This is a genomic window from Mucilaginibacter sp. P4_A11 (assembly GCF_056402535.1).
In genome coordinates, this window is sequence record NZ_JBFUHE010000007.1 from 230059 (window position 1) to 254101 (window position 24043).

Sequence of the window (24043 nt, forward strand, 5' to 3'; positions counted from 1 at the left end):
TGTACTGTTTGGGATTATTAATAATTATAATTTGATTTTTATAGGTATTAATGAGCTCCCTACGGTCGGTTGTCTTCGTGCCTCGCGATGACATGGTTTATATCATTTTAGTTTAATAATTAATATTCGGCCCCAGCCATCTCTCCACATCTTCCAATGGCATTTGTTTCCTCACGGCATAATCCTCAACCTGATCCTTGCTGATCTTCCCTAAACCGAAATACCTTGCCTGCGGATGTGCGAAGTAGAAACCACTTACCGATGCGGCCGGCATCATGGCCAGGCTTTCGGTAAGGTGCATGTGTGCGTTATCTTCTGCTTTCAGCAACTCAAATAACGTGGTTTTTTCGGTATGATCCGGACAGGCGGGATAACCTGGTGCCGGACGAATGCCCTGGTATTCTTCCTTGATCAGGTCAACATTGCTTAGCTGTTCGCCTTTGGCATAACCCCAGTGTTCTTTACGTACCAGTTCGTGCATTTTTTCAGCGAAGGCTTCGGCAAGGCGGTCGGCAAGGGCTTTAGCCATGATGCTGTTATAATCATCATGATCAGCCTCAAACTCGGCTACCAGTTCATCGCAACCTAAACCTGTGGTTACGGCAAAACCTCCAAAGTAATCAGGTACGCCGCTTTCTTTTGGTGCGATAAAATCCGACAGGGCATAATACGGATCGTTCTTCACCTTTTCGGCCTGCTGGCGTAGGGTGTGGATACGGGTTAGCACCTCCGCGCGGGTTTCATCAGTATACAGCTCAATATCATCCCCCACGCTGTTTGCCGGCCAAAAACCGATAACACCGCTGGCTGTTAATAATTTGTCTTTTACAATGCGTTTCATGAGCACTTGTGCATCATCAAATAGCTTTTTGGCTTCAATGCCTACAAACTTATCATCAAAGATCTTTGGATAGCTGCCGCGAAGTTCCCAGGTATGGAAAAATGGTGTCCAGTCGATATAAGGCAATAATTCTTCCAGCGGATAGGCTTCAAATACTTTAGTGCCGGTGAATGCCGGTTTCGGTGCCACATCGCCATCCAGACTGATCTGGAATTTGCCTGCGCGGGCTTCGTCGATAGTTACGAAGCGCTTGTCGGATTTTTTATTGGCATGTGCCTCGCGGGCTTTGGCATATTCGTCCTTAATGCCCTGGATGTAGCCATCGCGGTTATCCTTGCTCATGAGGTTGCTGCACACGGTAACACTGCGGGATGCATCCAGCACGTGAATAGCTGCGCCCGAGTATTGAGGGGCAATTTTTACCGCAGCGTGGATGCGTGAAGTGGTAGCGCCGCCAACAATAAGCGGAATAGTAAACCCTTCGCGTTCCATCTCTTTGGCGAAATGTACCATCTCATCAAGCGAAGGGGTAATTAAACCACTCAGGCCAATGATATCAACGTTTTGTTTTTTAGCTTCTTCAATAATACGTTGTGCAGGTACCATCACGCCGAGATCGATCACCTCGAAGTTGTTACAGGCCAGCACCACGCCAACTATGTTTTTACCGATGTCATGCACGTCGCCTTTTACGGTAGCCATTAAAACCTTACCGGCGTTGGAGCGCTGATCGGCATTGGCGTTGTTTCTTTTCTCTTCTTCAATAAAAGGCAGCAGGTAAGCCACAGCCTTTTTCATAACACGGGCCGATTTTACCACTTGTGGCAAAAACATTTTCCCTGCGCCAAATAAGTCACCTACGATGTTCATGCCATCCATCAGCGGACCTTCAATTACTTCAAGCGGTTTGCTGTAGGCCTGTCGGGCTTCTTCCACATCATCGTCAAGGTATTCAACAATCCCTTTTACCAGCGAGTGGGAGAGGCGCTCCTGAACGGTACCTTTGCGCCATTCTTCATCGCGTACAATTTCTTTTCCTTTACTTTTGATGGTATCAGCAAATTCGACCAGGCGTTCGGTAGCATCCTGGCGGCGGTTAAGCAGCACGTCTTCTACCAGTTCAAGCAGATTTTTAGGGATCTGTTCGTAAACTTCCAGCATCCCGGCGTTTACGATACCCATATCCATACCGGCTTTAATAGCGTGGTACAGGAATGCCGAGTGCATAGCCTCGCGCACCGTATTATTACCCCTGAACGAGAAGGAAATATTACTCACCCCGCCGCTTACTTTAGCATGGGGAAGGTTTTGTTTGATCCAGCGGGTGGCTTCAATAAAATCAACCGCGTAGTTGTTATGTTCTTCCAAACCGGTAGCAACGGTAAGGATGTTAGGGTCAAAAATGATATCCTGCGGCGGGAACCCCACTTCATTCACCAAGATATCGTATGATCGTTTACAGATCTCGATCCGGCGTTCCAATGAATCGGCCTGGCCTGTTTCATCAAAAGCCATCACTACAGTTGCTGCACCATAGCTCAGGATCTTGGCAGCTTGTTCTTTAAACTTTTCCTCTCCCTCTTTAAGGGAAATGGAGTTCACGATGCCTTTACCCTGCACGCATTTCAAACCGGCCTCGATCACCGTCCATTTTGAGGAGTCGATCATGATAGGCAACTTGGCGATATCGGGTTCGGAGGCTACAAGGTTCAGGAATTTCACCATCACCGCTTCCGAATCGATCATGCCCTCATCCATGTTAATATCGATAACCTGCGCACCGCCCTCTACCTGCTGCAAGGCAACAGATAAGGCTGCTTCATAATCTTCGGCAAGAATAAGTTTAGAGAACTTTGGCGAGCCTGTAATATTGGTACGCTCACCCACGTTCACAAAAATACTTTTGGGTTTTATGGTAACGGATTCCAGGCCGCTCAGGCGCATATCCGGTTCAATTTCCGGGATAAGCCTGGGTGGATATTTGGCAGCTTTATCAGCAATGCATTTAATGTGTTCGGGTGTGGTACCGCAGCAACCACCAACAATGTTAACCAGCCCGGCTTTGATAAAATCATCAACCTGGTGAGCGGTTTCATGCGGGGTTTCATCGTACTGACCAAACTCGTTGGGTAAACCGGCGTTTGGATAGGCGGATATAAATACGCCTGCTTTTTCGGAAAGCTCGGCAAGGTGAGGGCGCATTTCCCTGGCACCCAAAGCACAGTTTAAACCTACCGAAAGCAGGTTAGCGTGGCTTATCGAATTCCAGAAAGCTTCAACCGTTTGCCCCGAAAGGGTACGGCCCGAAGCATCGGTAATAGTACCAGAGATCATGATGCCACCGCTATCGCGAAAAGCAGGAAAATCCTTACCTGCAGCTTTACATTCCAGCTCATAGCGTTTTATGGCGAAAAGTGCAGCCTTGGCATTCAGGGTATCAAAAATGGTTTCAACCAATAATAAATGTGAACCGCCATCAACCAAACCACGCACTTGGTCGTAATAAGCATCGGCCAGGTCATCAAAAGTAACGGCACGGTATCCCGGATCGTTTACATCCGGCGATAGGGAAGCCGTTCGGTTTGTTGGGCCTACGGCACCGGCTACAAAGCGCGGCTTGGCAGGATTGCGTAGAGTATACTCATCAGCTACTTCACGGGCAATGCGAGCGCCCTCGTAGCTTAGTTCATAAGCCAGCTCTTCCAGGTGATAATCGGCGAGGGAGATTACCTGCGTACTGAACGTGTTGGTTTCAATGATATCTGCCCCGGCTTCTAGGTATTCGGCGTGGATAGCCTTGATAATATCAGGACGTGTGATATTGAGCAGGTCATTATTGCCCTGCAGGTCGCTATGATGATCGCGAAAACGCTCTCCCCGAAAATCCTTTTCGGTAAGCTGGTACCGTTGTATCATGGTACCCATTGCCCCATCAATCACCAGGATGCGTTTCTGTAATTCTTTTCTAATGTCCATTTTTTGATTTCACCGATTTTTTATTTGATGATTTCACTGATTGGTTTGATTTTAAAGATTATTATGATCTACTGACGTATTAAGCAAATAGCTGGTCAGTCGTATCAAATCAGTGCAATCACAAATAAATAAAAAGCTTATCTCGAAAAGTCGGGTGTTATCATGACTTTCGCTTATCTGTCCCAGTGCCGTTTGGCTGCTGAGTAGAATGTAGCACCTTGTGAAGCACAGGTTGCTAAGACATCGCAGGGTCTAATCCCTCCGTCTTTCTCCATAAGCACTGCAAAGTTGCGCAATAAAGTTATCATTTGCAAGTGTATAACGTTTACGATATATCATAGCTAAGCCACATTGTTAAACAAAAAAAGCCGCCCTTTTTGAAGGCAGCTTTTTGATCGAATTTCTTAATGAGATTATCTTCTTCTGCCGAATAAACGGAGGATCATCAGGAAAAGATTGATAAAATCAAGATACAATGTTAAACCGCCTAAAAGGGCCATTTTGCTTGTTGATGATGTGCCGTATTCAAGACCTGCGCCTATGCGCTTAAGTTTCTGAACATCATAAGCAGTTAAACCTACAAATACTGCAATGCCAACATAGCTAATGATATATTCTAACTGGGTGCTATGCATAAACATGTTAAACAGTGAGGCAACGATTATACCAATAAGGCCCATCATCATGATTGATCCAAACTTGGTCAAATCTGTATTGGTGGTATAACCAGCTACAGCCATTATGCCAAAAACAACAGAAGTTGTAATAAATACGCCAAGTACCGAGCTTTCTGTATATACTCTTAGTATATAGCTTAAGCTGATGCCCATAACTGCTGAAAATGCGATGAACAACAATGCTGCTACACCATATGATAAGCGGTTAAAGCCAAATGATATAATAAGTACAAAAGCAAGCGGCGCAAACATAACAATAGTGCCTAAGCCTGTATTGCCGCCTGTAATTGGGTCCCTAAGCATTTCATATAATGCCTGGTTGCCTGAAAATATGAACGCGCATAAGGCTGAAAGCCCCAGGGCAACAAACATCCACACAAATACATTAGCTATGAATTTGCGCGATGCATCTTGTTCATTTAATTGTATTACGTTTTTATAAACGTATTCGGGATCTTTAATTTCCATTTTTTGTTATTAAATAATATACGAATTTATGAATAAAAAGTGAATGTAAGGTGAAGAGATAATACGGCTATCTACATCACGTCATTGCGAGGTACGAAGCAATCCCCAAGAAGCAGAGCGGCTATGCAGATTTCTCTGTACTGTCGGAGATTGCTTCGTACCTCGCAATGACGCGGTGGTTTAACGTTAATTCAGCCTCCTCATTAACTGCTCTTCTACCTTTTTGAAAACCTGTACGGGTTTCAACGCCCGCCAGCCAAGGTTATCGAGCTCGCCGCCGAAGTTGATGTAATAGTCGATGTTGTTGCGTTTAAATTCGTCAATCACGTGGTCGCGGAAGTTGATGCCTGCTATCCAGCCATCTTCTACATCCTGGAACCACTCTTCATAATAACAATCATCGCTTGAGTGAAAGTTGAGTACGTTTTCACCTATCAGGATAAAATGCGTGATGCCATTATCGATCATCAGGTCGAGTAGCTCACGCTTCAACAGCATGATGTCGTTATTAATGGCATCATTCCATTCACCTATCAATTCAATAATAGTGTAGCCTTTGTCATAATCGGCAAAAAGCACTTTAAGATAAAGTGTATTAGAGCCGAATGAATCCCACTGGGGATGCAGCAGGTAATTGTAAACCTGTTTGTCAAATTCAAATTCGCTGTATTCGGTAGCATAGAAAGGCGAAAACTCATCTTCAGATGCTACATAGTCATCTCGCCAGCGGTAATATGGTTCAATTTCGTGCATTGTGTTAGTTTCAATTTTCTGAACCTGAATTTTTTGAATTTAAAAATTTATCGAATGCGGCCTGGCATCTTCAAATTTTCAAATCAACACATCTTCAAATTCAGTTTATTTTTTAAAATGATCAACAGCGTTCCGTACGCTGCCGTATTGTTTCAATAACCCGGCTGCTTCTTCTTCGCTCAGCCCGGTTTCGTCCATTACCATGTGTGTGCCCCTGTTCACCAATTTATGGTTGCTTAACTGCATATCAACCATCCTGTTCCCTTTTACGCGGCCAAGCTGGATCATTACGCTTGTGCTCAGCATATTTAAAACTAATTTTTGCGCGGTACCGGCTTTCATACGGGTTGAACCCGTTAAAAACTCAGGCCCGGTCACCACTTCAACCGGGTATTGCGCCACGGCCGCTACCGGGCTGCCGCTGTTACAAACAATGCAACCTGTAACGATATTATGTTCATTAGCAGTTTTTAGGCCGCCAATTACATAAGGCGTAGTGCCCGAAGCTGCAATGCCAACCACCACGTCTTTTTCATTTATATCAAATTCCTGCAGATCTATCCATGCTTGTACTGCATCATCTTCGGCAAATTCAACTGCTTTACGGATAGCACCATCACCTCCCGCTATCAAACCCACCACCATATCAAACGGAACGCCGAATGTTGGCGGGCATTCTGAAGCGTCAACCACACCTAACCTGCCGCTGGTGCCGGCACCTATATAAAACAACCTGCCGCCGTTTTTCATCCTTTCGGCGGTGATGGTTGCAAGGGTTTCTATCTGCGGTAGGGCCTTTTCAACAGCAAGGGGAACCGTTTTGTCCTCGTTATTAATGTTTTCTAAAATTTCCCTAACGGTCTGTTTTTCGAGGTCTTTATAGTGCGATTCCCTTTCGGTGGTGGTTTCCATAGCCTATTTTCAAATAATTTATAACAAAATTCGGTAAAAATCATCAAATGCAAGGGTGCAGGTAAAAATTATTGACCTTGCATTTGTTAACTTTGTGTTATAAGTTATGAAGAGGACCGCGGGTGTAATTTTCCGGACAATGATCCTGCTATTTTTGGGGATAATGATAGGCTTGTTGCTTAACAGGGATTTTGCGACCCATAACCTCGGTCTTTCATTTACTTCCAATAGTAAAATTGCCAAGGTGCTGCAGTTAGTTGACCGCAACTATGTTGACAGCGTTAACATTGACAGCATTGAAGGAGTATCAGTAAATAACCTGCTTCAAAACCTCGACCCGCATTCGCTTTATTTACCGCAGCAGCAGGCTCAATCTATAAATGAACGGTTAGATGGTGGTTTTAACGGCATCGGTATCGAATACCAGTTGCTTCGCGATACCCTGATCATTACGCAGGTTTATGCCGGTGGCCCGGCCGAAAAGGCAGGATTGCTGGTAGGGAGTAAGGTGATCAATGTTGATGATAAAAAGTTTTCGGGCAGTAAACTTACGGCTGCCCGGATAAATGGTGTTTTCAGGGGCGAGAAGGATGCCGAAATAAAGTTGACCGTATTGCCTCCTTTAAGCAAAAACCTGGAAATGCTTAAGGTTAAACGCGGTCATGTGGATTTGAGCAGTGTTGACGCCGCTTATATGGCCGATGCCCAAACAGGCTATATCAAGATCAGTAAGTTTTCGGCTACCACAGATATTGATTTCAGGAAGGCGTTAACCACGCTGAAAAATGACGGGATGGACAAATTACTGCTTGATTTGAGGGGCAATGGCGGCGGTTACCTAAACGCGGCTACCTCAATGGCCGATGAATTTTTAACCGGCGGAAAGCTGATAGTTTATACCAAAGGCATCCACGAGCCACGTACTGATTATTTTGCCACAGATTCGGGCATGTTTCAGAAAGGAAAAGTCACCGTACTTATTGACGAATATTCGGCATCGGCAAGTGAAATTTTAGCTGGCGCTTTGCAGGACCTGGACAGAGCGACTATCGTTGGCCGCCGGTCGTTTGGGAAAGGCCTGGTGCAACAGCAGTTTGCTTTTGACGACGGATCGGCAGTGAATTTAACGGTGGCAAGGTATTATACCCCGTCGGGTCGTTCTATCCAAAAATCATACAAAAACGGTGTGGATAGCTATCGCAATGAACTGGCCCAGCGCATGCAAAAGGGCGAGCTTTTTTCGGAGCAAAGCAACCTGAACGATAGTGTTTTTAAAGGAACGCCGTCATACCACACTTCCATCGGGCGTAAAGTTTTTAGCGGCGGCGGTATCATGCCCGATGTTTTTGTACCGGCCGATACCAGCAGGTTTACGCCACTCATCCAAGACTTAAGCCAGCAGCAACTATTTACCGCATACGTTATTGACCGGCAGCAGCAACTGTTTGAAAAATACTCTACCGAGCGCGAATTTTTAACACAGTACGCGGTTAGCAATGATGAGGTAGATAAATTTATACTGTATGCTTCACAAACTATTAAAGAAATGGATTCGCACGAAGTGCAGATATCCAGAGAGCCTATAAAAATTATCCTTAAAGCCCAGACCGCGCGCTTTAAATGGGGGGATAATGCTTACTTCAAGGTGATAAACACCGATGACGTAGCATTTAAAAAAGGGTTGGAGCAGTAGGAATCCTGATTTTCTTGATTTGAGGATTTCCTGATAGAGCTATAAAAAACATGAGTTAAAGCAGGATGCTTCTACTGTAGAAGGGCATCCTGTTTTAACTCATGGTAATCCTCAAATCCTAAAAATCAAGGTTCATATCTTAAAGCAGGTTCAGATTACTTTTGCCTGAACCAAACTTGTATCGGCGCACCCGAAAACTCAAAGTTTTCCCTTAGCTTATTTTCGATAAAGCGGTAGTAAGGTTCTTTAACGTATTGCGGCAAGTTGCAGAAAAACGCAAACATTGGCGAAGTACCTGCAATTTGGGTAATGTATTTTATTTTAACGTATTTACCTTTTATTGACGGCGGAGGATAGTTTTCGATGATAGGCAGCATTACCTCATTCAGTTTTGAAGTAGGTATTTTGCGCGCACGGTTTTTGTAAACCTGGTTAGCTACATCTAAAACCTTTAATACCCTTTGCTTTTCGGTAACCGAGGTAAATACAATAGGCACATCACTAAAAGGAGCTAACTTTTCACGGATCTGCTCTTCAAATACTTTTGAAGTTTTATTGTTTTTCTCAATTAAGTCCCATTTATTAACCACAACCATCACGCCTTTTTTGTTCTTTTCGGCCAGGTGGAAGATGCTGATATCCTGCGATTCAAAGCCTTCAACAGCGTCAATCATCAGTATCACTACATCGGCTTCTTCCAGCGCTTTGATTGTACGCATTACTGAGTAAAACTCAATGTTTTCCTTAACCTTGGTTTTTTTACGCATCCCGGCAGTATCTATCAGCATAAAATCATGACCGTATTGGTTATAATGGATATGGATAGAATCGCGGGTGGTGCCGGCTATAGGGGTAACGATATTACGGTCCTTACCGATAAGGGCATTAATAATAGATGATTTGCCTACGTTTGGCCTACCGACAATAGCGTATTTAGGACGGGTGTTTTCTTCCAGTGCTTCATCTTCAAAGTGTTTTACCACTTCATCCAGCAATTCGCCGGTACCTGAGCCGGTCATTGACGAAATGCTGTAGATCTCACCAAGGCCGAGGCTGTAAAATACCATGGCATCGGCAACCTGGTTGTTGTTATCCAGCTTGTTCACCACTACAAAAACAGGTTTTTTGCTTTTGCGCAGACGGTTGGCGATCTCGTCGTCCAAGTCGGTGATACCGGTGGTAACATCAACAACAAATAAGATCACGGTAGCTTCTTCAATAGCAATATCAACCTGCTCACGGATGGCGGCTTCAAAAACATCGTCGGAATTGGCTACATAGCCGCCTGTATCAATAATAGTAAAGTTGTGGTTAAGCCATTCGGCAACACCGTAGTGCCTGTCGCGCGTGACACCGCTAAAGTCATCAACGATAGCCTTGCGGCTTTCGGTTAAGCGGTTATATAATGTTGATTTGCCTACGTTGGGCCTGCCCACTATGGCTACTATGTTACTCATTGTGTTATATTAAGAGTCAGGATGTAAGTGATCGAGATTCAAGAATTATGCAAATCTATCTAACTTAACAATCCGGTTCTATGAAAATTAAATTTTTATTGAATGAAACAGGATAGGAAGTGTGGATATCTTGCATCCTGCTTCTCAATGTCCTGTATCTTCTCCCTATTCGTACCCGAATTGTTTGAGGTAATTCTTTTTGGTACGCCAATCGGGAATCACCTTTACAAACGTTTCAAGGAAGATTTTTTTCTGGAAAAACTCCTCCATGGATCGACGGGCGTAGGTGCCTACTATTTTCAGCATTTCACCGTTTTTACCGATGATGATATTTTTTTGCGATTCGCGCTCAACAATGATCTCTGCACTGATGCGGTAAAGTTTCTCGCCTTCAATAAACGCCGTTACAATAACCTCGGTGCTGTAAGGAATTTCTTTTTTGTATTGTTTAAACACCTGCTCGCGGATCATTTCTGAAGCGAAGAAGCGGTCGTTACGATCGGTCAATGCATCTTTTTCGTAATAAGCCGCATGCTCGGGCAGGTTCCCGATCACAAAATCCATAATGGCCTTGATGTTGTGCCCATGCAATGCTGATATGGCGAAAATGGCTTTAGGGTTTAGTTTTTCCTGCCAAAACTCAACTTTCTTTTTTACGGTTTCCTCATCGCTCTGGTCAATTTTATTGATCAGAATAGCAAGAGGGGCCTCAGAGCGTTCCAGTTTTTTAAGAACGTCTGCTTCGTCATATTCCTCATAGATGTCGGTAACCAGCAAAATAAGGTCGGCATCAACAATAGAGCCATCAACCTGGTGCATCATGCTTTCGTGCAGGGCATAGTGCGGTTTGATAACACCGGGCGTGTCCGAAAACACGATCTGGTAGTTTTCATCATTTACAATACCCAAAATACGGTGGCGTGTAGTTTGCGCTTTAGGGGTAATGATGGACATTTTTTCGCCCACCAGCGCGTTCATAAGGGTTGATTTCCCTGCGTTGGGTTTACCTATTATACTTACAAAACCTGCCTGATGAGCCATAAAAAAATAATTAAAAATATATTTGGACTGCAAAGAAACGAATTATATCTTTGCAGTCCAATTAAAACGGAGTGCAAATTTGCATTTTGATAATTGGAAGGACCTTTCCGGGGTTATGACCGGATCTTAATTATATAGCACAATACAGTGCGGGATGGAGCAGTTGGTAGCTCGTCGGGCTCATAACCCGAAGGTCGTAGGTTCGAGTCCTGCTCCCGCTACAAGTTAAAAGCCTCAAGTCGAAAGATTTGAGGCTTTTTGTTTTTGCTGAAGGCATAGTTTGCCACTTAATTAAACTTAAAAACGGCCATTAACACCACAATAAAGAAGATGCAAAGCTGAATAAAATGAAACCTGATCATGGTACGGATTGCATCTTCTACCTGCTGGGTTTTCGCAATGTTGCCTGTCATCAAGCTTTGTTTGAGCCGGTTCCCGCTCTTTCGCCCCATTAGGATGCCGTTAAGTACAAGCCCAAGTACAAATATCATCTTAATTTTAAACCATAGCTGACTTCCAAAGGCATTATGCGTAATAATCAGAAAACCTGTTCCTGAAAGCACTAATAGTATACCTCCGATGAGTAGTAAAACGGAAAGTTTTGATAGTATACCAATTTGGTGCACTGCGGCATCTTTACTAGTTTGATAATTTTTTAAAATATTCCTGAAAGCGACGAACTCAACAATATCGGTTCCTGCCATTAGCGTGAGACCGGCAAGGTGCATAAGGAGGCATATTTGGAAAAGAGTGTACGAATTCATAAAAATTAATTAAGATTTAAACAATAAAAAACTGGTGATAGCTATGTAGGCCACAGTTAACCCATGGATCATTAAATGAGAAATATCTGAAGATCCGTTTGCTGAAAGCACAATCACGAAGTCGGCTGCCGGAACGATGATTGCCGATGTAAGTACCCAGGCTGTTGCCTTACGCATACGCAATAATAAAAGGGGCAGCAGCGCCACTCCCGAAAAAATGTCGCGGATGCCTTTTATTCTTCCAAATGGTAAATCATCGTTACTAATGAGGGGGACACCATAGCCTATAGCGCCGGTGCCGGGGCTTATTATAAAGCGGACACCGATAAAAATGATGCCCACTGCGATGAAGAGGGTCATCCAAAAGGATGCCGACCGGATGCCCCATTGTTGTGTTTCGTGTATTGTTTTCATGTACTGTTATTTTTAACAGTACAAAACTGGGCAATGGAAATCTTCCATTCATTCACCCAGGTTAATTAATGCTTGCCCGAGATCCGTTTACGGATACGGCTTAGCGATTGTGGTTTAATACCGACATAGGAGGCTATATAGTACTGAGGAATACGTTGTGCAACATCGGCATAATCACTTAAAAATTTCGTATACCTGGTTTCAGGCAGATCCGTATATAAAGAACCTATCTGGTTGATTACACTTACAAACACCTGTTCTATTGCCAGGCGGCCAAATCTTTCGCCTGCTGTTACCTCTTTATAAAATTGCTGTATACCAACGTAACTGATCACCCAGATAGTGGTATCCTCTAAGGTTTGTATATTAACGTATGAGGGACTTTGGGGCAGGAAACTCATGTAGTCACATACAAACTCGTTTTCTTTGTTAAAATAATTGGTTTGTTCTACTCCATCATTGTTGATATAATATCTCACAAGCCCGGTTTCGATAAAAAAAATGTAACGGCAAACATCGCCCGCTTTTAGTAGATGTTCGCCCTTTTTTAGCGCTTTCTTGTGAAATAAAGTGCGCACTATGCCTTCATCATCAAAAGAGAGCGGCACATAACTCTTGATCTTTTCTATTAACGACTCCATTACGCTAAATTAAATTACCGTATCGTTAAACCCAAACTTGTATTATCCTGATATCGTCATTCTGATGGTCAAGCCCAAGCCATCCTGCTAAACAGCGTTCTCCCAACAGCAACAAGAGCAACGTTCCAATAGGGGCGGAGGTTTTATGTAAAAGAGAGAAGCGTTTTGTTACCAAATGGAAAAACTCTCGGAAGTTATAAAGGAAGTACCTGCATGGAGTCCAGCCAGGGATGCATCAAATAATGTCATAGATGGAATGGTATTATTTGATGTAGAGAAAGCATCCTATTACATTTTAACTAAATCCTTAATGCCATGTAATGCTCTCGCAAGCTTCATTATTCATTTCTTAAACTTTTCACCGGGTTAGCCATTGCTGCCTTTATTGCCTGGAAACTTATGGTTGCCATTGCAATAATTATTGCAGCCATCCCACCTGCGGCAAACAGCCACCAGCTGATGTTGATGCGGTAAACATAGGCTTGCAGCCATTGGTGCATGTAATACCATGCAATGGGCGTAGCAATTACAAAGGCAATTGCAATAAGTATGACAAACTCTTTTGAAAACAAAAAAACGATGTTGGCCGCTGTGGCGCCAAGTACTTTCCGGATACCGACTTCTTTTATGCGCTGTACGGCCATAAATGAAGCTAAGCCATACAGCCCCAGGCAGCTAAGGAATATCGCGATTGCCGCGAAAATTTTATATAGCTGCGATAGCTGATTTTCCTGCTTGTAAAAGCTTTCGATCTTTTCATCAAGAAACTTGTACTCATAAACAAAATCAGGAAATGTTTGCTCAAACACTTCTTTAACAGATTTTATGGCCGAAGCAATGTTCGTAGTGGCCAGTTTTATTCCCGCCTGGTTATACATGGTGTTGTTTGTGCTGATAAGCAATGGTGCAAGATCATTGCGAAAAGATCTGTTATTAAAATCTTTCAAAACACCAACAACCGGGCATTTTATCTGACCGTTCCAGATACTTATTTCTTTATTCAATATTTCGTCAGGGCTTTTTATTCCCAGACTTTTCATCAGCGACTCATTTATCAAAAACTCCCTCGTATAATTTGAAGATTGTAAATCTCTTCCGGCTATTAAAGACAGCTTGTAGGCAGATACATAGTCCTTATCGGCGAATTTGGTAATCACTTTAAAGCCTGCATCTTTTTGAGCATGGTCAAATTTGAGGGTACTCCAGGTATCATTACCATTTTCAACCGGCGTGTTGGAGCTGTAGCTTACGGTTTGCACGCCGTTTACCGATAACAGCTGTTTCTTTAAATAATCCAGCTTGCTAATGCGAAGGCTATCAACACGGAAAGGAACATTTACAATTGCATCTTTATCAAAACCCAATGGTTGATTCATAAAGTAATTCATTTGCTTTACAATGATGAGTGTCCCGATAATGAGTGCCTGCGCTATGATAAATTGAAACACAACCAGTCCTCGTCTTAATGAAATCCCGTTTGTAGTATTTACGGTGAGTTTGCTCTTTAAAGCATTGACAGGATTAAAACGCGATAAAACAATAGACGGATAAAAACCGGCAAGCGCGGTTACAGCGATGGTTACCGCCAAAAGAAATAAAATAATGGATGGATTGCCGAGTACGTTGAAGGAAAGTGAAAGTTCCAAAAGCCGGCTTACGGAAGGCAATGCAAAAATGGTGAGCACAACGGCAAGCATTACCGCACCGGTAACTATCAAAAATGTTTCAACAATGAATTGGATCTGCAATTGAGATTTACTGCTCCCCAAAACTTTTCTTACGCCAATTTCCTTGGCTCGGTTAACAGCCTGCGCTGTGGAGAGGTTGATGAAATTTACGCAGGCAATTAGCAGAATGAATGCCGCGATGAGCCATAATACATTGAGCAGTTCACGACTGATGGTTTTGTTACTGTAATCGCCTGTTTGCACATCATAGTGTACAGCACTTAATGCCTGTATAATATGAGTATCTTTATTATCGGGAGATTTTGCCTTTTGTGAGTATGCCTTTAATTGCTGATTAAAATTGTAGGCGGAAGTATTTGGAGGCAGTAAAACATAGCAACCAAAATCAGTTACTGTGCTATTCCAATCGGTATTTTTAGCTAAGAAATCGCCGGTAAACCCTGTCCCAAAGCTAACGACCAGTTTTAATTGAAAATCTGAATTTGCAGGAATACTTGCCAGGATGCCTGAAACTTTCAGCACATCGGTACCGTGCTCAAACATGTAGCCGCCCATTTGCAGTTTGATGGTTTTGCCCATTGCTGCTTTCCAGTCACCAAAATATTTTTCGGCAATCTCTTTGGTAAGGAATACATTATCCGGATCTTTTAAGGAGGTGTATGAGCCTGCGAGCAACGGAAAGTAAAATATTTTAAAGAATGAAGGGCCTGTATAGAATACTCCTCTCTGCTCTTTGAATACTTTTTTCGGGGTCCCATTATCGTCAGGTATGAGCAGCTGATCATTTTGGCTTGCAAAAATTGGCGCTACCTGTTCTATTTCAGGGAAAGCCGTTTTCAAGCTTGCGGGCATTGGAAAGGGAACATCTTTTCCATATGCAATATTTGCGGCCTCTGTATGATGATATTCGGTTAACACACGGTAGATGCGATCTTTCTTTGAGTGAAAATTATCGAAGCTTGTTTGATATTGTATAATGATAAAGATCACCATACAAACGGCTATGCCAACAGCCAGGCCGGTAATATTAATAGCAGCATAACTTTTATTGCGTACCAGGTTACGCCGGGCTATTTTGAAATAATTTTTAAACATATAATTGCGGTTTAATTTGTCATGAGCTCCCATGGAAGGGGCTTCACGATTCAAAATTACCGGCGCAAATCGGGGCTGGCTTCCCAAGTTATAAGATGGCTGCTCTTTTTTTAGCTCATTTTTATATTCCAAGGGGCTTTTTCCGGTCATTTGTTTGAAAATGCGGTTAAAGGTGCTTTGGGAGTTGAATCCCGATTCATATCCAATCCCGAGCAGAGTAAGATGGTCATAAACAGGATCCTGCATTTTTTGGCTCGCTGCCTTAACACGATATTCGTTAATGAAATCATTGAAACTTTTTTTGAGCACCGTGTTGAGGATCCGGGATAATTCATGGGTATGAAGACCAAGTTTTTCGGCAAGTGAACTTAAGCTGAGTTCCGGGTCCTGGTAATAGTGGTTTGCTTTAACAACTCCCTTTAGCCAGGTACCTTTTTGCTTCAGATCAGCCGGTAGAGATGGTTTTAAAACCGGCACAATATCAGCTGATGAACCAATTTCCGGCCTTAAAAATGCCCTTGCTGCCATCCAGGTGATCATCGATATTAAAAGGAGGTACAAGGGGTAATAAAACTGGGTGCCCGATTGGTGCTTGTAATAAAAGTAATCTGTGGCTATAAAAGGGACCCATAATAGCCATAACAGCCCAAGGCATGTCAATAGATTATGCAGCCACTGCAGCTCATGCCGATAGCGGTCGCTTTCGGTGAATTTTATTTGCCGGTAAAAGTTTTCAATTAGCTTGTGGCACCGATATAGGTAGATAGCCACAGAAATGAACGCCAGTAGCTGCAATACAGGATTTAACCGGTGAAACATCAACGTATCATAAGTTGTCGCCCCTGTTTGTATGCTTTCGATGGTCTCTAATCCATGCACGCTTAATTCCAGCAGTAAGGGGCTGAAATGCAGCAGGTACCTGACCTGGAATTTATGATCCGGCCGGGTTATTTTAAGCACATAAAAGAAAATAAGGGGGCCAAGTGCCAGGGAAAATTGCAAGGGCAACCGGCTCCAAAAAGGGAGGTAGGCAGCGAGGTCAATGTCAATTGCCAAGATCCGGGCTATCCACAATGTAGCGATAGCCAGCGCTGCGGCCAGAAAGCGATTTGCAGATCGATTTGATTTCCTGGTGAACCACAAAAGCAGGAAAAAAGTGAAGCTGATAAACAGCATTCCAAAGAGCGCAGCATCACAAAGGGTAATATGGAATGTGTAGTATTTCAAGCAGGTTAATTGGCTCAATCATCTCAAATCTATAAAACAATAACAGATAAAACGTTAATATTGAGGGGAAAATAGATGGCATGCCTAAGCCAAACGAAACTTTTTATCGATTTCAGCGGTCTTGATACCTTATTACGCCCTCACTACCTTAAAATGCTAACCTCCCCGCTGCGCAAAGGGCTGCCATCTTTTAAATTAATAACATAGTAATATGCGCCTGTTGGCAATGGCCGGCCATTGAAAGTGCCGTTCCATGCTTTAGGATAGCCCTTACTTTGAAATACGATTCCTCCATTGCGATTGTAAACGGTTACGGTGCCGGTTGTATAGCCATCTAAATATTCGATGCTCCATAAATCATTAATCCCGTCGCCGTTAGGTGTAAAGGTATTGGGTATTTCGATATGAGGAATCACTTTTACTGTTACTTCAACTTTGGCATCGCAGCCACCAATCGAAGTTACAGTTAGCGTATAAGTGGTAGTAACCTCGGGGCTCGCTACCGGAAATTCTGAAGCTGCATCACTAAGCCCGGTTGAGGGTGTCCATGTATAGGTTGCTATATCGCCGGTTACTGACGGACTTAGGGTTACACTATTGCCTGAAAGGATTTCCTCCTTCGGTTTAAGTGTAATCACCGGCTCCGGGTTTACATTGATTTGGAGGTCAAGGCCAAGATTGGGGATGCCGCAGCCATTCCCGGTGGCAACGGCACAGTTTACGAGGTCACCATCCTTCAGGTTGTTTGTTGTAAATTTAAACGAATTGGGGCCAACGGGCTGGTCATTCACAAGCCATTGGAAAGATGTACCCGGATCGCCATTAATTACATCGGCGGTAAAGGTTACGGGATTGCCCGCACAAACTTTTAACGAAGGCGTGGACACTGCTACTGATCTGCCCGGCGGTGCTGCTGCATACTTGGCAGTGGCCATGAACGAGGTTGTAGCGACGCCCCCGGTTTTGTCAATCGCGGTTAACGTTACCTGTACGGGCACATTATTGTAGATGGTGGAGTTTGGCGCAGGTGTTTGCGTGATTTTGATTCGGCTATCAGGGCAGTTATCAGTTACGGATGCTTTTACGGCATAATTGGCCAGGTTGGCACAATCCTGAAGCGTAACATCGGTATATGCAGAAGTAAACGCAGGCGTACTCTGAACATCAACAGGTATAATGGCGGCGGATTGCCAGCAGGTGCTTGATCCTATATTGCCGGTGAGATGGTTAGGATCGCCGCCGGCTGTGGTTGAAACAAAAGCCCCAAGAGTAACTTTCCTGATGCGGTTGTATACTTCGTCGGCTACGTAAATGTTTCCGCACAGGTCCATGTCAATTGCACATACCTGTCCAAACAGGGCCTGGGTGCCGGGGCCGTCTACATAGCCAAAGCCTGCATAGCCGGCAAATGTTCGGGCTTTACCATATTTATCAAGAATTTTTATCATGCCTCCGTCGCCAATAAATAAATTTCCGGCCCTATCAAACTTTAGCGCGGTTGGGCCTACAACAAAAGCGTTTGCGGGGTCGGTAATATCATCCCCATACATTTTGCCAGGATTAAAATAAGTAGATACAGTACCGTCGGGCGCTATTCTTTTTACCTTTACTTTGTCGCCTACCTTAAACTCCAAAATACCCACAAAAACGTAACCGGCATCGTCAACAGCTATACTATAGATACAGTGGAACCTGGCTAATTTACCGGGGCCATCTACATCTCCATCGATTGTCCCGGCAAGTGTTTGAAGTACTCCGGCTGGCGTAATTTTATAAACTACGTATTCGGTATTTGATGCAACGTACAAGTTATGTTGCTTATCAAGCGCTATGGCACCAGGCTTCGTTATCATAACAAAGTCCGTTACCGTACCATCGGGGCTTAACTTCTTTACTTTGTTATTATCGATGTCTGAAAAAAAGACGTTACCCACATCATCACAAACCATCCCGCCTTGTGGTATACGTCCAACTGTGCCCGCTGAGCCTGTAAATATATTGCCGCCTGTGCCTGGTGGCCCGCCCGCAAAAATGCTCACTGTGCCATCAGGCGCTATTTTCCGTATCATTTGTATGCTTGCCCCTCCAAAATACAAGTTGCCTGCCGGATCAAAGCAAAGAGCAGTTAGGTCGGTTATACGAATGGCATCGGGGTGAGGCGCTGTTGATACCCCATTGGTTGCAGCAGCTACGGTAACTGTTTGGGGACCTGTTGTACTGCAATCAAAGGTTTCAGGCGCGAACCTGAATTTAGTAGTTGAATCCGTAGTATTGGTAACCGTTGCAAGGTCGGTAACAAAAGCAGGATGATCGCCGGAGGATGTGACTGTGTACTTACCCCCGGCATCGAGCTTCAATACAATTGATTGGTTTTTGGGCGTAATTACAGGAACCTGGGCAAAAACAGATACCCGCATGCAAAAGCATAGCATTGTAAATGCAGATCCAACTATTTTATAACTGATCAATTTTGGCCTTTGGGTTAATTGGTTTTGGCTCAGGTAAATATAGGTGAAAATAAAGGCCGTTTAGATAATCTGTTTGCCGCGATACATTTAAGCCGCCAAAAGGGCAACCATCTTTTTTACAATTCGATTACTATCCGTGGAAATTTTTACCTATCATTACAACATGCATTTTGTAATTGGTTCCAAACTCTTCCTTGTAGCTTGTTTATCACTTATGAAGCCGGCAAAGCCTGCTGTACTTCACGCATCAAAAAAACATAAGGCAAATAAAACGGTAAAGTTGCATAGCCACTCAAGGTTGAGGCATCATTATGCCGAAGTGGAGGCCAATTACGAAACCGGCGATGTTACACCTGCCGAACTCGTTGAGTTTGCGCAAACGCTTAAAGGCATCAGGTACCGATATGGCTCAAGCAATCCCGAAAATGGGTTTGATTGTTCGGGTTTTGTTAATTACGTTTTTACACACTTTGGTATTTCTATTCCGCGTAGCTCATCGGATTTTGCGCCGGTTAAGGGTATCGATATTAAAGATGCCAAATTTGGCGATCTGATATTATTTACCGGTACCCGCAGCCATAACTACCGCAGTGCAGGCCATATAGGTATCATTATATCTCAACCCGGCAAACCATTGGTATTTATCCACTCTACATCGGGCGATGAAAATGGTGTTACAGAAACTGCCATGAATGACCGTTATCAGCGCAGGTATATCAAAACCATTCGTGTGTTTAAGGAAGAAACAGAGACCCCGGAAGAGGAAATGGCTCCTGATGCAATAGAAGAAGCCCGTTAATATTTTTATGTAGAGACGCATAATTGCGTCTCCCGTTTGCAGATCATCAAACATGTGAGTCCGCCCCGTATTTTCAAAGACGCTATTATGCTAACTATCTAATAACTCCTCTTCACCAACCGCTGATCGATAAAAAGAAAGGCAAAGAAGCCAATACCCAAAGTTGCCAAAACCCATTTAAAGCTGATCACGGCATTTAAAAACATATCGCCGCTTTCGGGGCTGATCACCGAGAGCATGCCATAAGCAAGCGTTAACCCCAATACAAATATCGATAGGGCGATCAAATTAAAACGCAGGTCGCTTTTGCGGTTAGCCTGTTCCTGCAATTTTCGTCTTAGGTTTGTTGCGAAGCTCATAGGCAACCCTTGTTCCGGCTCGCTGCTCAGCGCGGTAAATAAGTTTTGATAAGCATGCAGGTCGTCCTTGTCTTCTTCCGAAAGTGTTTTGCTATCCGGAACCAAACCATTGTTTAATAGTTCCTGTAGTTCGTCGTCATCCAGCTCTTTCATCTGTTTTCTTTCTTAAGGTCTTTTTCAATTTTTTCTTTCAATAATTTGCGCGCCCTGAAAAGGTAGCTTTTCACCGTTCCTTCGGGAATACCGGTGATCTCCTCAATTTCCGCACAGGAAAACTCATTAAGGTGGTATAGTGTTAGTACTGTTTTATACTGATGCGGCATTTGTTCAATAAGCAGGTTAACATAAGCCGCTGTATTCTTTTTTATCAGTTCCTGTTCAGGTGTTTCATCGGTAAAGTGATAATTGTCAATATTTTCAGGATATTCGGAAGAAGAATTGTTCTTATTCTTTTTTAAATAATTTACAGCGGTTAAATAAGCTATGCGGGCTATCCAGGTTGATAACTTCGACTGAAATTCAAAGCGGTGCAGGTTTTGGTGGATCTTAATGAAAACTTCTTGGCATATATCCTCTTTGTTTTGCCGGTCTTGCACCAGGCGGTTTATCACAAAGAAAACCAGCTTTTCGTACTGCTTTACCAGCAGCTCAAAAGCCCGGAGATCTTTATTTAATACCCTGGATACAACCTCGTGTTCATTAAACATATTACAGTAGTCAAGATATGTGGTTTGGCGGTTGCAAAAAAGAAATAAAAAAATATTTAAAAATAATTGCAACCGGGTCAACAAGTATGTTGACTACTGTAGCAAATACTTAAACAAACAATATCATGAAACAGTTAATGCCATTCATCATAATCATCGTATTTTTTATACTGATAGCCATATTCATACTTGCCCTATATAATTACAGGTTAAAGAAACGCATTATCAACGCAGGTCCGCTGGATGAAAACAGCGTTAAATTTTTAGCCCAGTTAGGTTCGGGGAACGAGGCCTTAAAATGGGGGCTCATCCTGCTTTGCGCAGGTGTAGGTTTTATAGTAATGGAATTTATCCCTTACAGTGCCGAAGATTCGCCCGTGCCTTATGGGGTTGAAATGATCTTTATCTCGGCCGGCTTTCTGCTCTATTACCTGTTGCTTCGCCGTCGCAAGGATTAAATAATCAGCCTGAATTTATTGTACTAAGCGGGCGGTTTAGCCGCCCGCTCCATCAAATTTTAACGGGAGAAATTTCTCTCCGGGAACTCCTTTGCCTAAAAATTAACACTAAATCTAATACCCTCACACATATGAAAACTAAACAAACAATAATACGGCTCATCATGATGATAGCTGTATTTATCGCCCACAATATAAATAGCTATGGCCAAACACCTGTACAGGTAAAAGGGATCATTGCCGATTCGGTAAGTAAAGCACCATTGCCATTAATAACTGTGCGGTTAAAAAATGCCGGCAACGAAACCCTAATGATTACCGTTACTAAAGACGATGGCTCTTTCAGCTTTGTTTCTGTACAACCATCAAGCTATTCATTGGTGATCAACGCTATCGGCTACAGCCCCAAAACTATACATATCGATCTTACACATCAACAGCAAACACTGGTGCTAAAGCCGGTTTATTTGAGCGATGTAATGACCAACCTGAAGGAGGTTACCATAACAGCCGAAAAGCCGATCATCAGGCAAAAGGCCGATCGTATCATTTACGACCTGAAGGCTGATCCTGAAAGCAAGGGAAACAATGTGTTAAGCATGATGAGGAAAATTCCTTACCTGTCGTTAGATGGTGATGATAACCTGTTGCTCAAAGGAAATTCAAGTTTTAAGGTGCTTATTAACGGCAAGCCGTCAGGAAGTTTGGAAAGCAACCTTAAAGCTGTTTTAAAAAGCATCCCGGCATCAACCATTGAGCGGATTGAAGTGATCACCACCCCGCCATCAAAATATGATGCCGAAGGTTTGGCCGGCATTATCAATATCATCACCAGCAAAAAGATCAATGATGGCATCAGCGGGTCTGTAAACATTAATGAAAGCCTGCCCACAGGTGGTCCTGGTGTTGGAGGCTCCTTTGCCGCGAAAAAAGGAAAATTCGGTATCTCGGCTTTTGGCGGTGGCAGTATCAATAATTCACCACAAACCTATAATACCAACAAACGTGTGGATACCAGTTTGACCACGCTTGATCAGCACGGCTACCAGCGCTCAAATAATAAAACTGCTTATTTCGGTACAGAGTTAAGTTTGCAGATAGATTCGCTACAGTTATTAACCGCCCAATTAAACTATAATGGTAGCCGCGGAGACGATCATAGCGGGCAAACATCCTTTTTAACCGGTGCTAATCAACTTGAACAATACACGTTTCAAAATAACAACAAGGCAACCAGCCACGGTATTGATGCGGGCATTAATTATGAGTTGGGCTTCAAGGGCGTTAAAAACAGGCTGCTTACTTTTTCATACCTGTACAGTACCAATACTAACCACAAAAACGGTGGTATTAAATTTCTTGACCGTGTAAATTTCCCAACCCCTGATTTTCAGCAAAACGACAAGCAAAAATTTAAGGAACACACAGCACAGGTTGATTTTGTTACTCCTGTGAATAAGGTAACTGTTGAGGCCGGTGTTAAAGCTATATTCAGAAATAATAGCAGCGATTTCAGCTACAATACGTTAAATGATACCACCGGTTTATATGAGCATGACGCAGTGCAGTCAAACGGGTTTACCAATACCCAAAATGTGTTTAGTGCTTACAACTCATATCAATTGGCTTTAAACAGCTGGAATATTAACGCCGGTGTACGGGTTGAAGAAACAGTGATCCGAGCCAATTTCACGAGTACAGCATCTGTAGCCGATCAAAATTACTTTAACGTTGTTCCCTCCGTTTCGGTAAGTAAAAGGTTTAAAGACGAGAGCAGCATTAACTTTGGCTTTTCACAAAGGATCAGGAGACCGGGGATCAACAGGCTTAACCCTTATGTTGATCGTTCAAACCCTAACTACGAAATCACTGGTAACCCCAACCTGCGACCAGTTTTACTGAACGATATCCAGTTTGGGTACAGCAGTAATAAAAAGCTTTCAGTAAACATCGGGCTCGATTATTCGTTCATGAACAACCTCGATTTGCAGGTAGTGAATTTTGACAAGGCCACACAGGTTACACAAATAACTTATGCTAACACAGGCAAGGCCAGCAGCGCCGGTATCAATTTCAACTTAAGTTACCCCGTAACTAAAATATATAATGCAAGCCTTAACGGTAATGCAATGTACTTATGGCTGCAAGGTCAGTCTGATGGAAAAATAGTGAACAATAACCTGCTGATGTACAGTGCTACGCTATCAAACGTAGTACACCTTACTCATGGCTGGGCCCTAAATGCCGACCTTGGCATAAACAGCCGCAACCCAACAGGTTTACAGGGATATACCAATGGCTTTTTTTACAGCGCGTTCAACTTCAACAAGGATATCGTAAAAAACAAGTTCAGTATCTCTGGCGGCATAAAAAATCCCTTTACCAAATACCGTAACAGCATAAGCAAAACTTTTGGTCCGCAGTTTAATCAAACCTACCAAAGCATGAACTATTACCGGTCATTCAGCATCAGCCTTAATTATAACTTTGGTGGCTTGAAAGACAGGATCAACAAAAACAGGGTGGGGATTGAAAATAATGATGTGGCTAATTGATAGCGTGTCAAGACCTAATATTTAAGAGTCGTCATTGCGAGGTACGAAGC

17 protein-coding genes, 1 tRNA gene and 1 riboswitch are annotated in these 24043 nt (G+C 43.2%); of the genes, 5 read left to right on the plus strand and 13 right to left on the minus strand.

Going from position 1 to position 24043, the window contains the following annotated elements:
- Positions 1-112: 112 nt before the first annotated feature.
- The 4 genes from metH to murQ all read right to left on the minus strand — a co-directional run bounded on the left by metH (position 113) and on the right by murQ (position 6627).
- Positions 113-3817: a methionine synthase gene (metH, locus tag AC1DUD_RS15955; protein WP_477376021.1), complete on the minus strand. Its 3705-nt coding sequence runs from the start codon at positions 3815-3817 to the stop codon at positions 113-115.
- Positions 3818-3987: 170 nt separating this feature from the next.
- A riboswitch (SAM riboswitch) is annotated at positions 3988-4097 on the minus strand.
- 133 nt (positions 4098-4230) lie between these two features.
- Entirely contained in the window at positions 4231-4962 is a 732-nt protein-coding gene (locus AC1DUD_RS15960) for a Bax inhibitor-1/YccA family protein (protein ID WP_477376023.1), read from the minus strand.
- 186 nt (positions 4963-5148) lie between these two features.
- A complete protein-coding gene (locus AC1DUD_RS15965; protein ID WP_477376025.1) occupies positions 5149-5715 on the minus strand; it encodes a hypothetical protein in 567 nt (188 codons plus the stop codon).
- A 105-nt stretch (positions 5716-5820) separates the two neighbouring features.
- The gene (gene murQ, locus AC1DUD_RS15970) at positions 5821-6627 is read right to left on the minus strand and encodes an N-acetylmuramic acid 6-phosphate etherase (RefSeq protein WP_477376027.1); all 807 of its coding nucleotides are present in this window, start codon (positions 6625-6627) and stop codon (positions 5821-5823) included.
- A gap of 106 nt (positions 6628-6733) precedes the next feature.
- Between murQ and AC1DUD_RS15975 the strand changes: the two genes are divergently transcribed.
- The gene (locus tag AC1DUD_RS15975; protein WP_477376029.1) at positions 6734-8320 is read left to right on the plus strand and encodes a S41 family peptidase; all 1587 of its coding nucleotides are present in this window, start codon (positions 6734-6736) and stop codon (positions 8318-8320) included.
- A gap of 155 nt (positions 8321-8475) precedes the next feature.
- Here the strand turns inward: AC1DUD_RS15975 and der are convergent, their stop codons facing one another.
- Positions 8476-9777, minus strand: a complete 1302-nt coding sequence (gene der / locus AC1DUD_RS15980) for a ribosome biogenesis GTPase Der (protein ID WP_477376032.1) — start codon at positions 9775-9777, stop codon at positions 8476-8478.
- Positions 9778-9942: 165 nt separating this feature from the next.
- Positions 9943-10818, minus strand: coding sequence for a GTPase Era (gene era / locus AC1DUD_RS15985; RefSeq protein WP_477376034.1), 876 nt, complete (start codon positions 10816-10818; stop codon positions 9943-9945).
- A gap of 148 nt (positions 10819-10966) precedes the next feature.
- On the opposite strand from era, the gene AC1DUD_RS15990 reads away from it, so the two are divergent.
- A tRNA-Met gene (locus AC1DUD_RS15990) sits at positions 10967-11039 on the plus strand.
- A gap of 66 nt (positions 11040-11105) precedes the next feature.
- On the opposite strand, the gene AC1DUD_RS15995 is transcribed toward AC1DUD_RS15990, so the two are convergent.
- From AC1DUD_RS15995 to AC1DUD_RS16015, 5 genes are all read right to left on the minus strand, one after another.
- Positions 11106-11522 (minus strand): hypothetical protein, encoded by a 417-nt coding sequence (locus AC1DUD_RS15995; protein WP_477376036.1) that lies wholly within the window; start codon positions 11520-11522, stop codon positions 11106-11108.
- Between the two features lie 69 nt (positions 11523-11591).
- On the minus strand, positions 11592-11996 hold the full coding sequence (locus AC1DUD_RS16000) for a DUF4267 domain-containing protein (protein WP_477376038.1): 405 nt from the start codon (positions 11994-11996) through the stop codon (positions 11592-11594).
- Between the two features lie 65 nt (positions 11997-12061).
- Entirely contained in the window at positions 12062-12637 is a 576-nt protein-coding gene (locus tag AC1DUD_RS16005) for a Crp/Fnr family transcriptional regulator (protein WP_477376040.1), read from the minus strand.
- A 338-nt stretch (positions 12638-12975) separates the two neighbouring features.
- The gene (locus AC1DUD_RS16010) at positions 12976-16647 is read right to left on the minus strand and encodes an ABC transporter permease (RefSeq protein ID WP_477376043.1); all 3672 of its coding nucleotides are present in this window, start codon (positions 16645-16647) and stop codon (positions 12976-12978) included.
- Between the two features lie 143 nt (positions 16648-16790).
- Entirely contained in the window at positions 16791-19079 is a 2289-nt protein-coding gene (locus AC1DUD_RS16015) for a T9SS type B sorting domain-containing protein (protein ID WP_477376045.1), read from the minus strand.
- Positions 19080-19329: 250 nt separating this feature from the next.
- Between AC1DUD_RS16015 and AC1DUD_RS16020 the strand changes: the two genes are divergently transcribed.
- The gene (locus AC1DUD_RS16020; RefSeq protein ID WP_477376047.1) at positions 19330-19914 is read left to right on the plus strand and encodes a C40 family peptidase; all 585 of its coding nucleotides are present in this window, start codon (positions 19330-19332) and stop codon (positions 19912-19914) included.
- A gap of 98 nt (positions 19915-20012) precedes the next feature.
- Here AC1DUD_RS16020 and AC1DUD_RS16025 read toward each other — a convergent pair whose 3' ends face one another.
- Positions 20013-20426, minus strand: a complete 414-nt coding sequence (locus AC1DUD_RS16025; protein WP_477376049.1) for a hypothetical protein — start codon at positions 20424-20426, stop codon at positions 20013-20015.
- Positions 20423-20980, minus strand: coding sequence for an RNA polymerase sigma factor (locus AC1DUD_RS16030; protein WP_477376051.1), 558 nt, complete (start codon positions 20978-20980; stop codon positions 20423-20425). The genes AC1DUD_RS16025 and AC1DUD_RS16030 overlap by 4 nt, the downstream gene beginning before the upstream one ends.
- Before the next feature lie 125 nt (positions 20981-21105).
- On the opposite strand from AC1DUD_RS16030, the gene AC1DUD_RS16035 reads away from it, so the two are divergent.
- Together AC1DUD_RS16035 and AC1DUD_RS16040 are read left to right on the plus strand one after the other, a co-directional pair.
- Entirely contained in the window at positions 21106-21438 is a 333-nt protein-coding gene (locus AC1DUD_RS16035) for a DUF6249 domain-containing protein (protein ID WP_477376053.1), read from the plus strand.
- A 131-nt stretch (positions 21439-21569) separates the two neighbouring features.
- On the plus strand, positions 21570-23993 hold the full coding sequence (locus tag AC1DUD_RS16040; RefSeq protein WP_477376055.1) for a TonB-dependent receptor domain-containing protein: 2424 nt from the start codon (positions 21570-21572) through the stop codon (positions 23991-23993).
- Positions 23994-24043 lie beyond the last annotated feature (50 nt).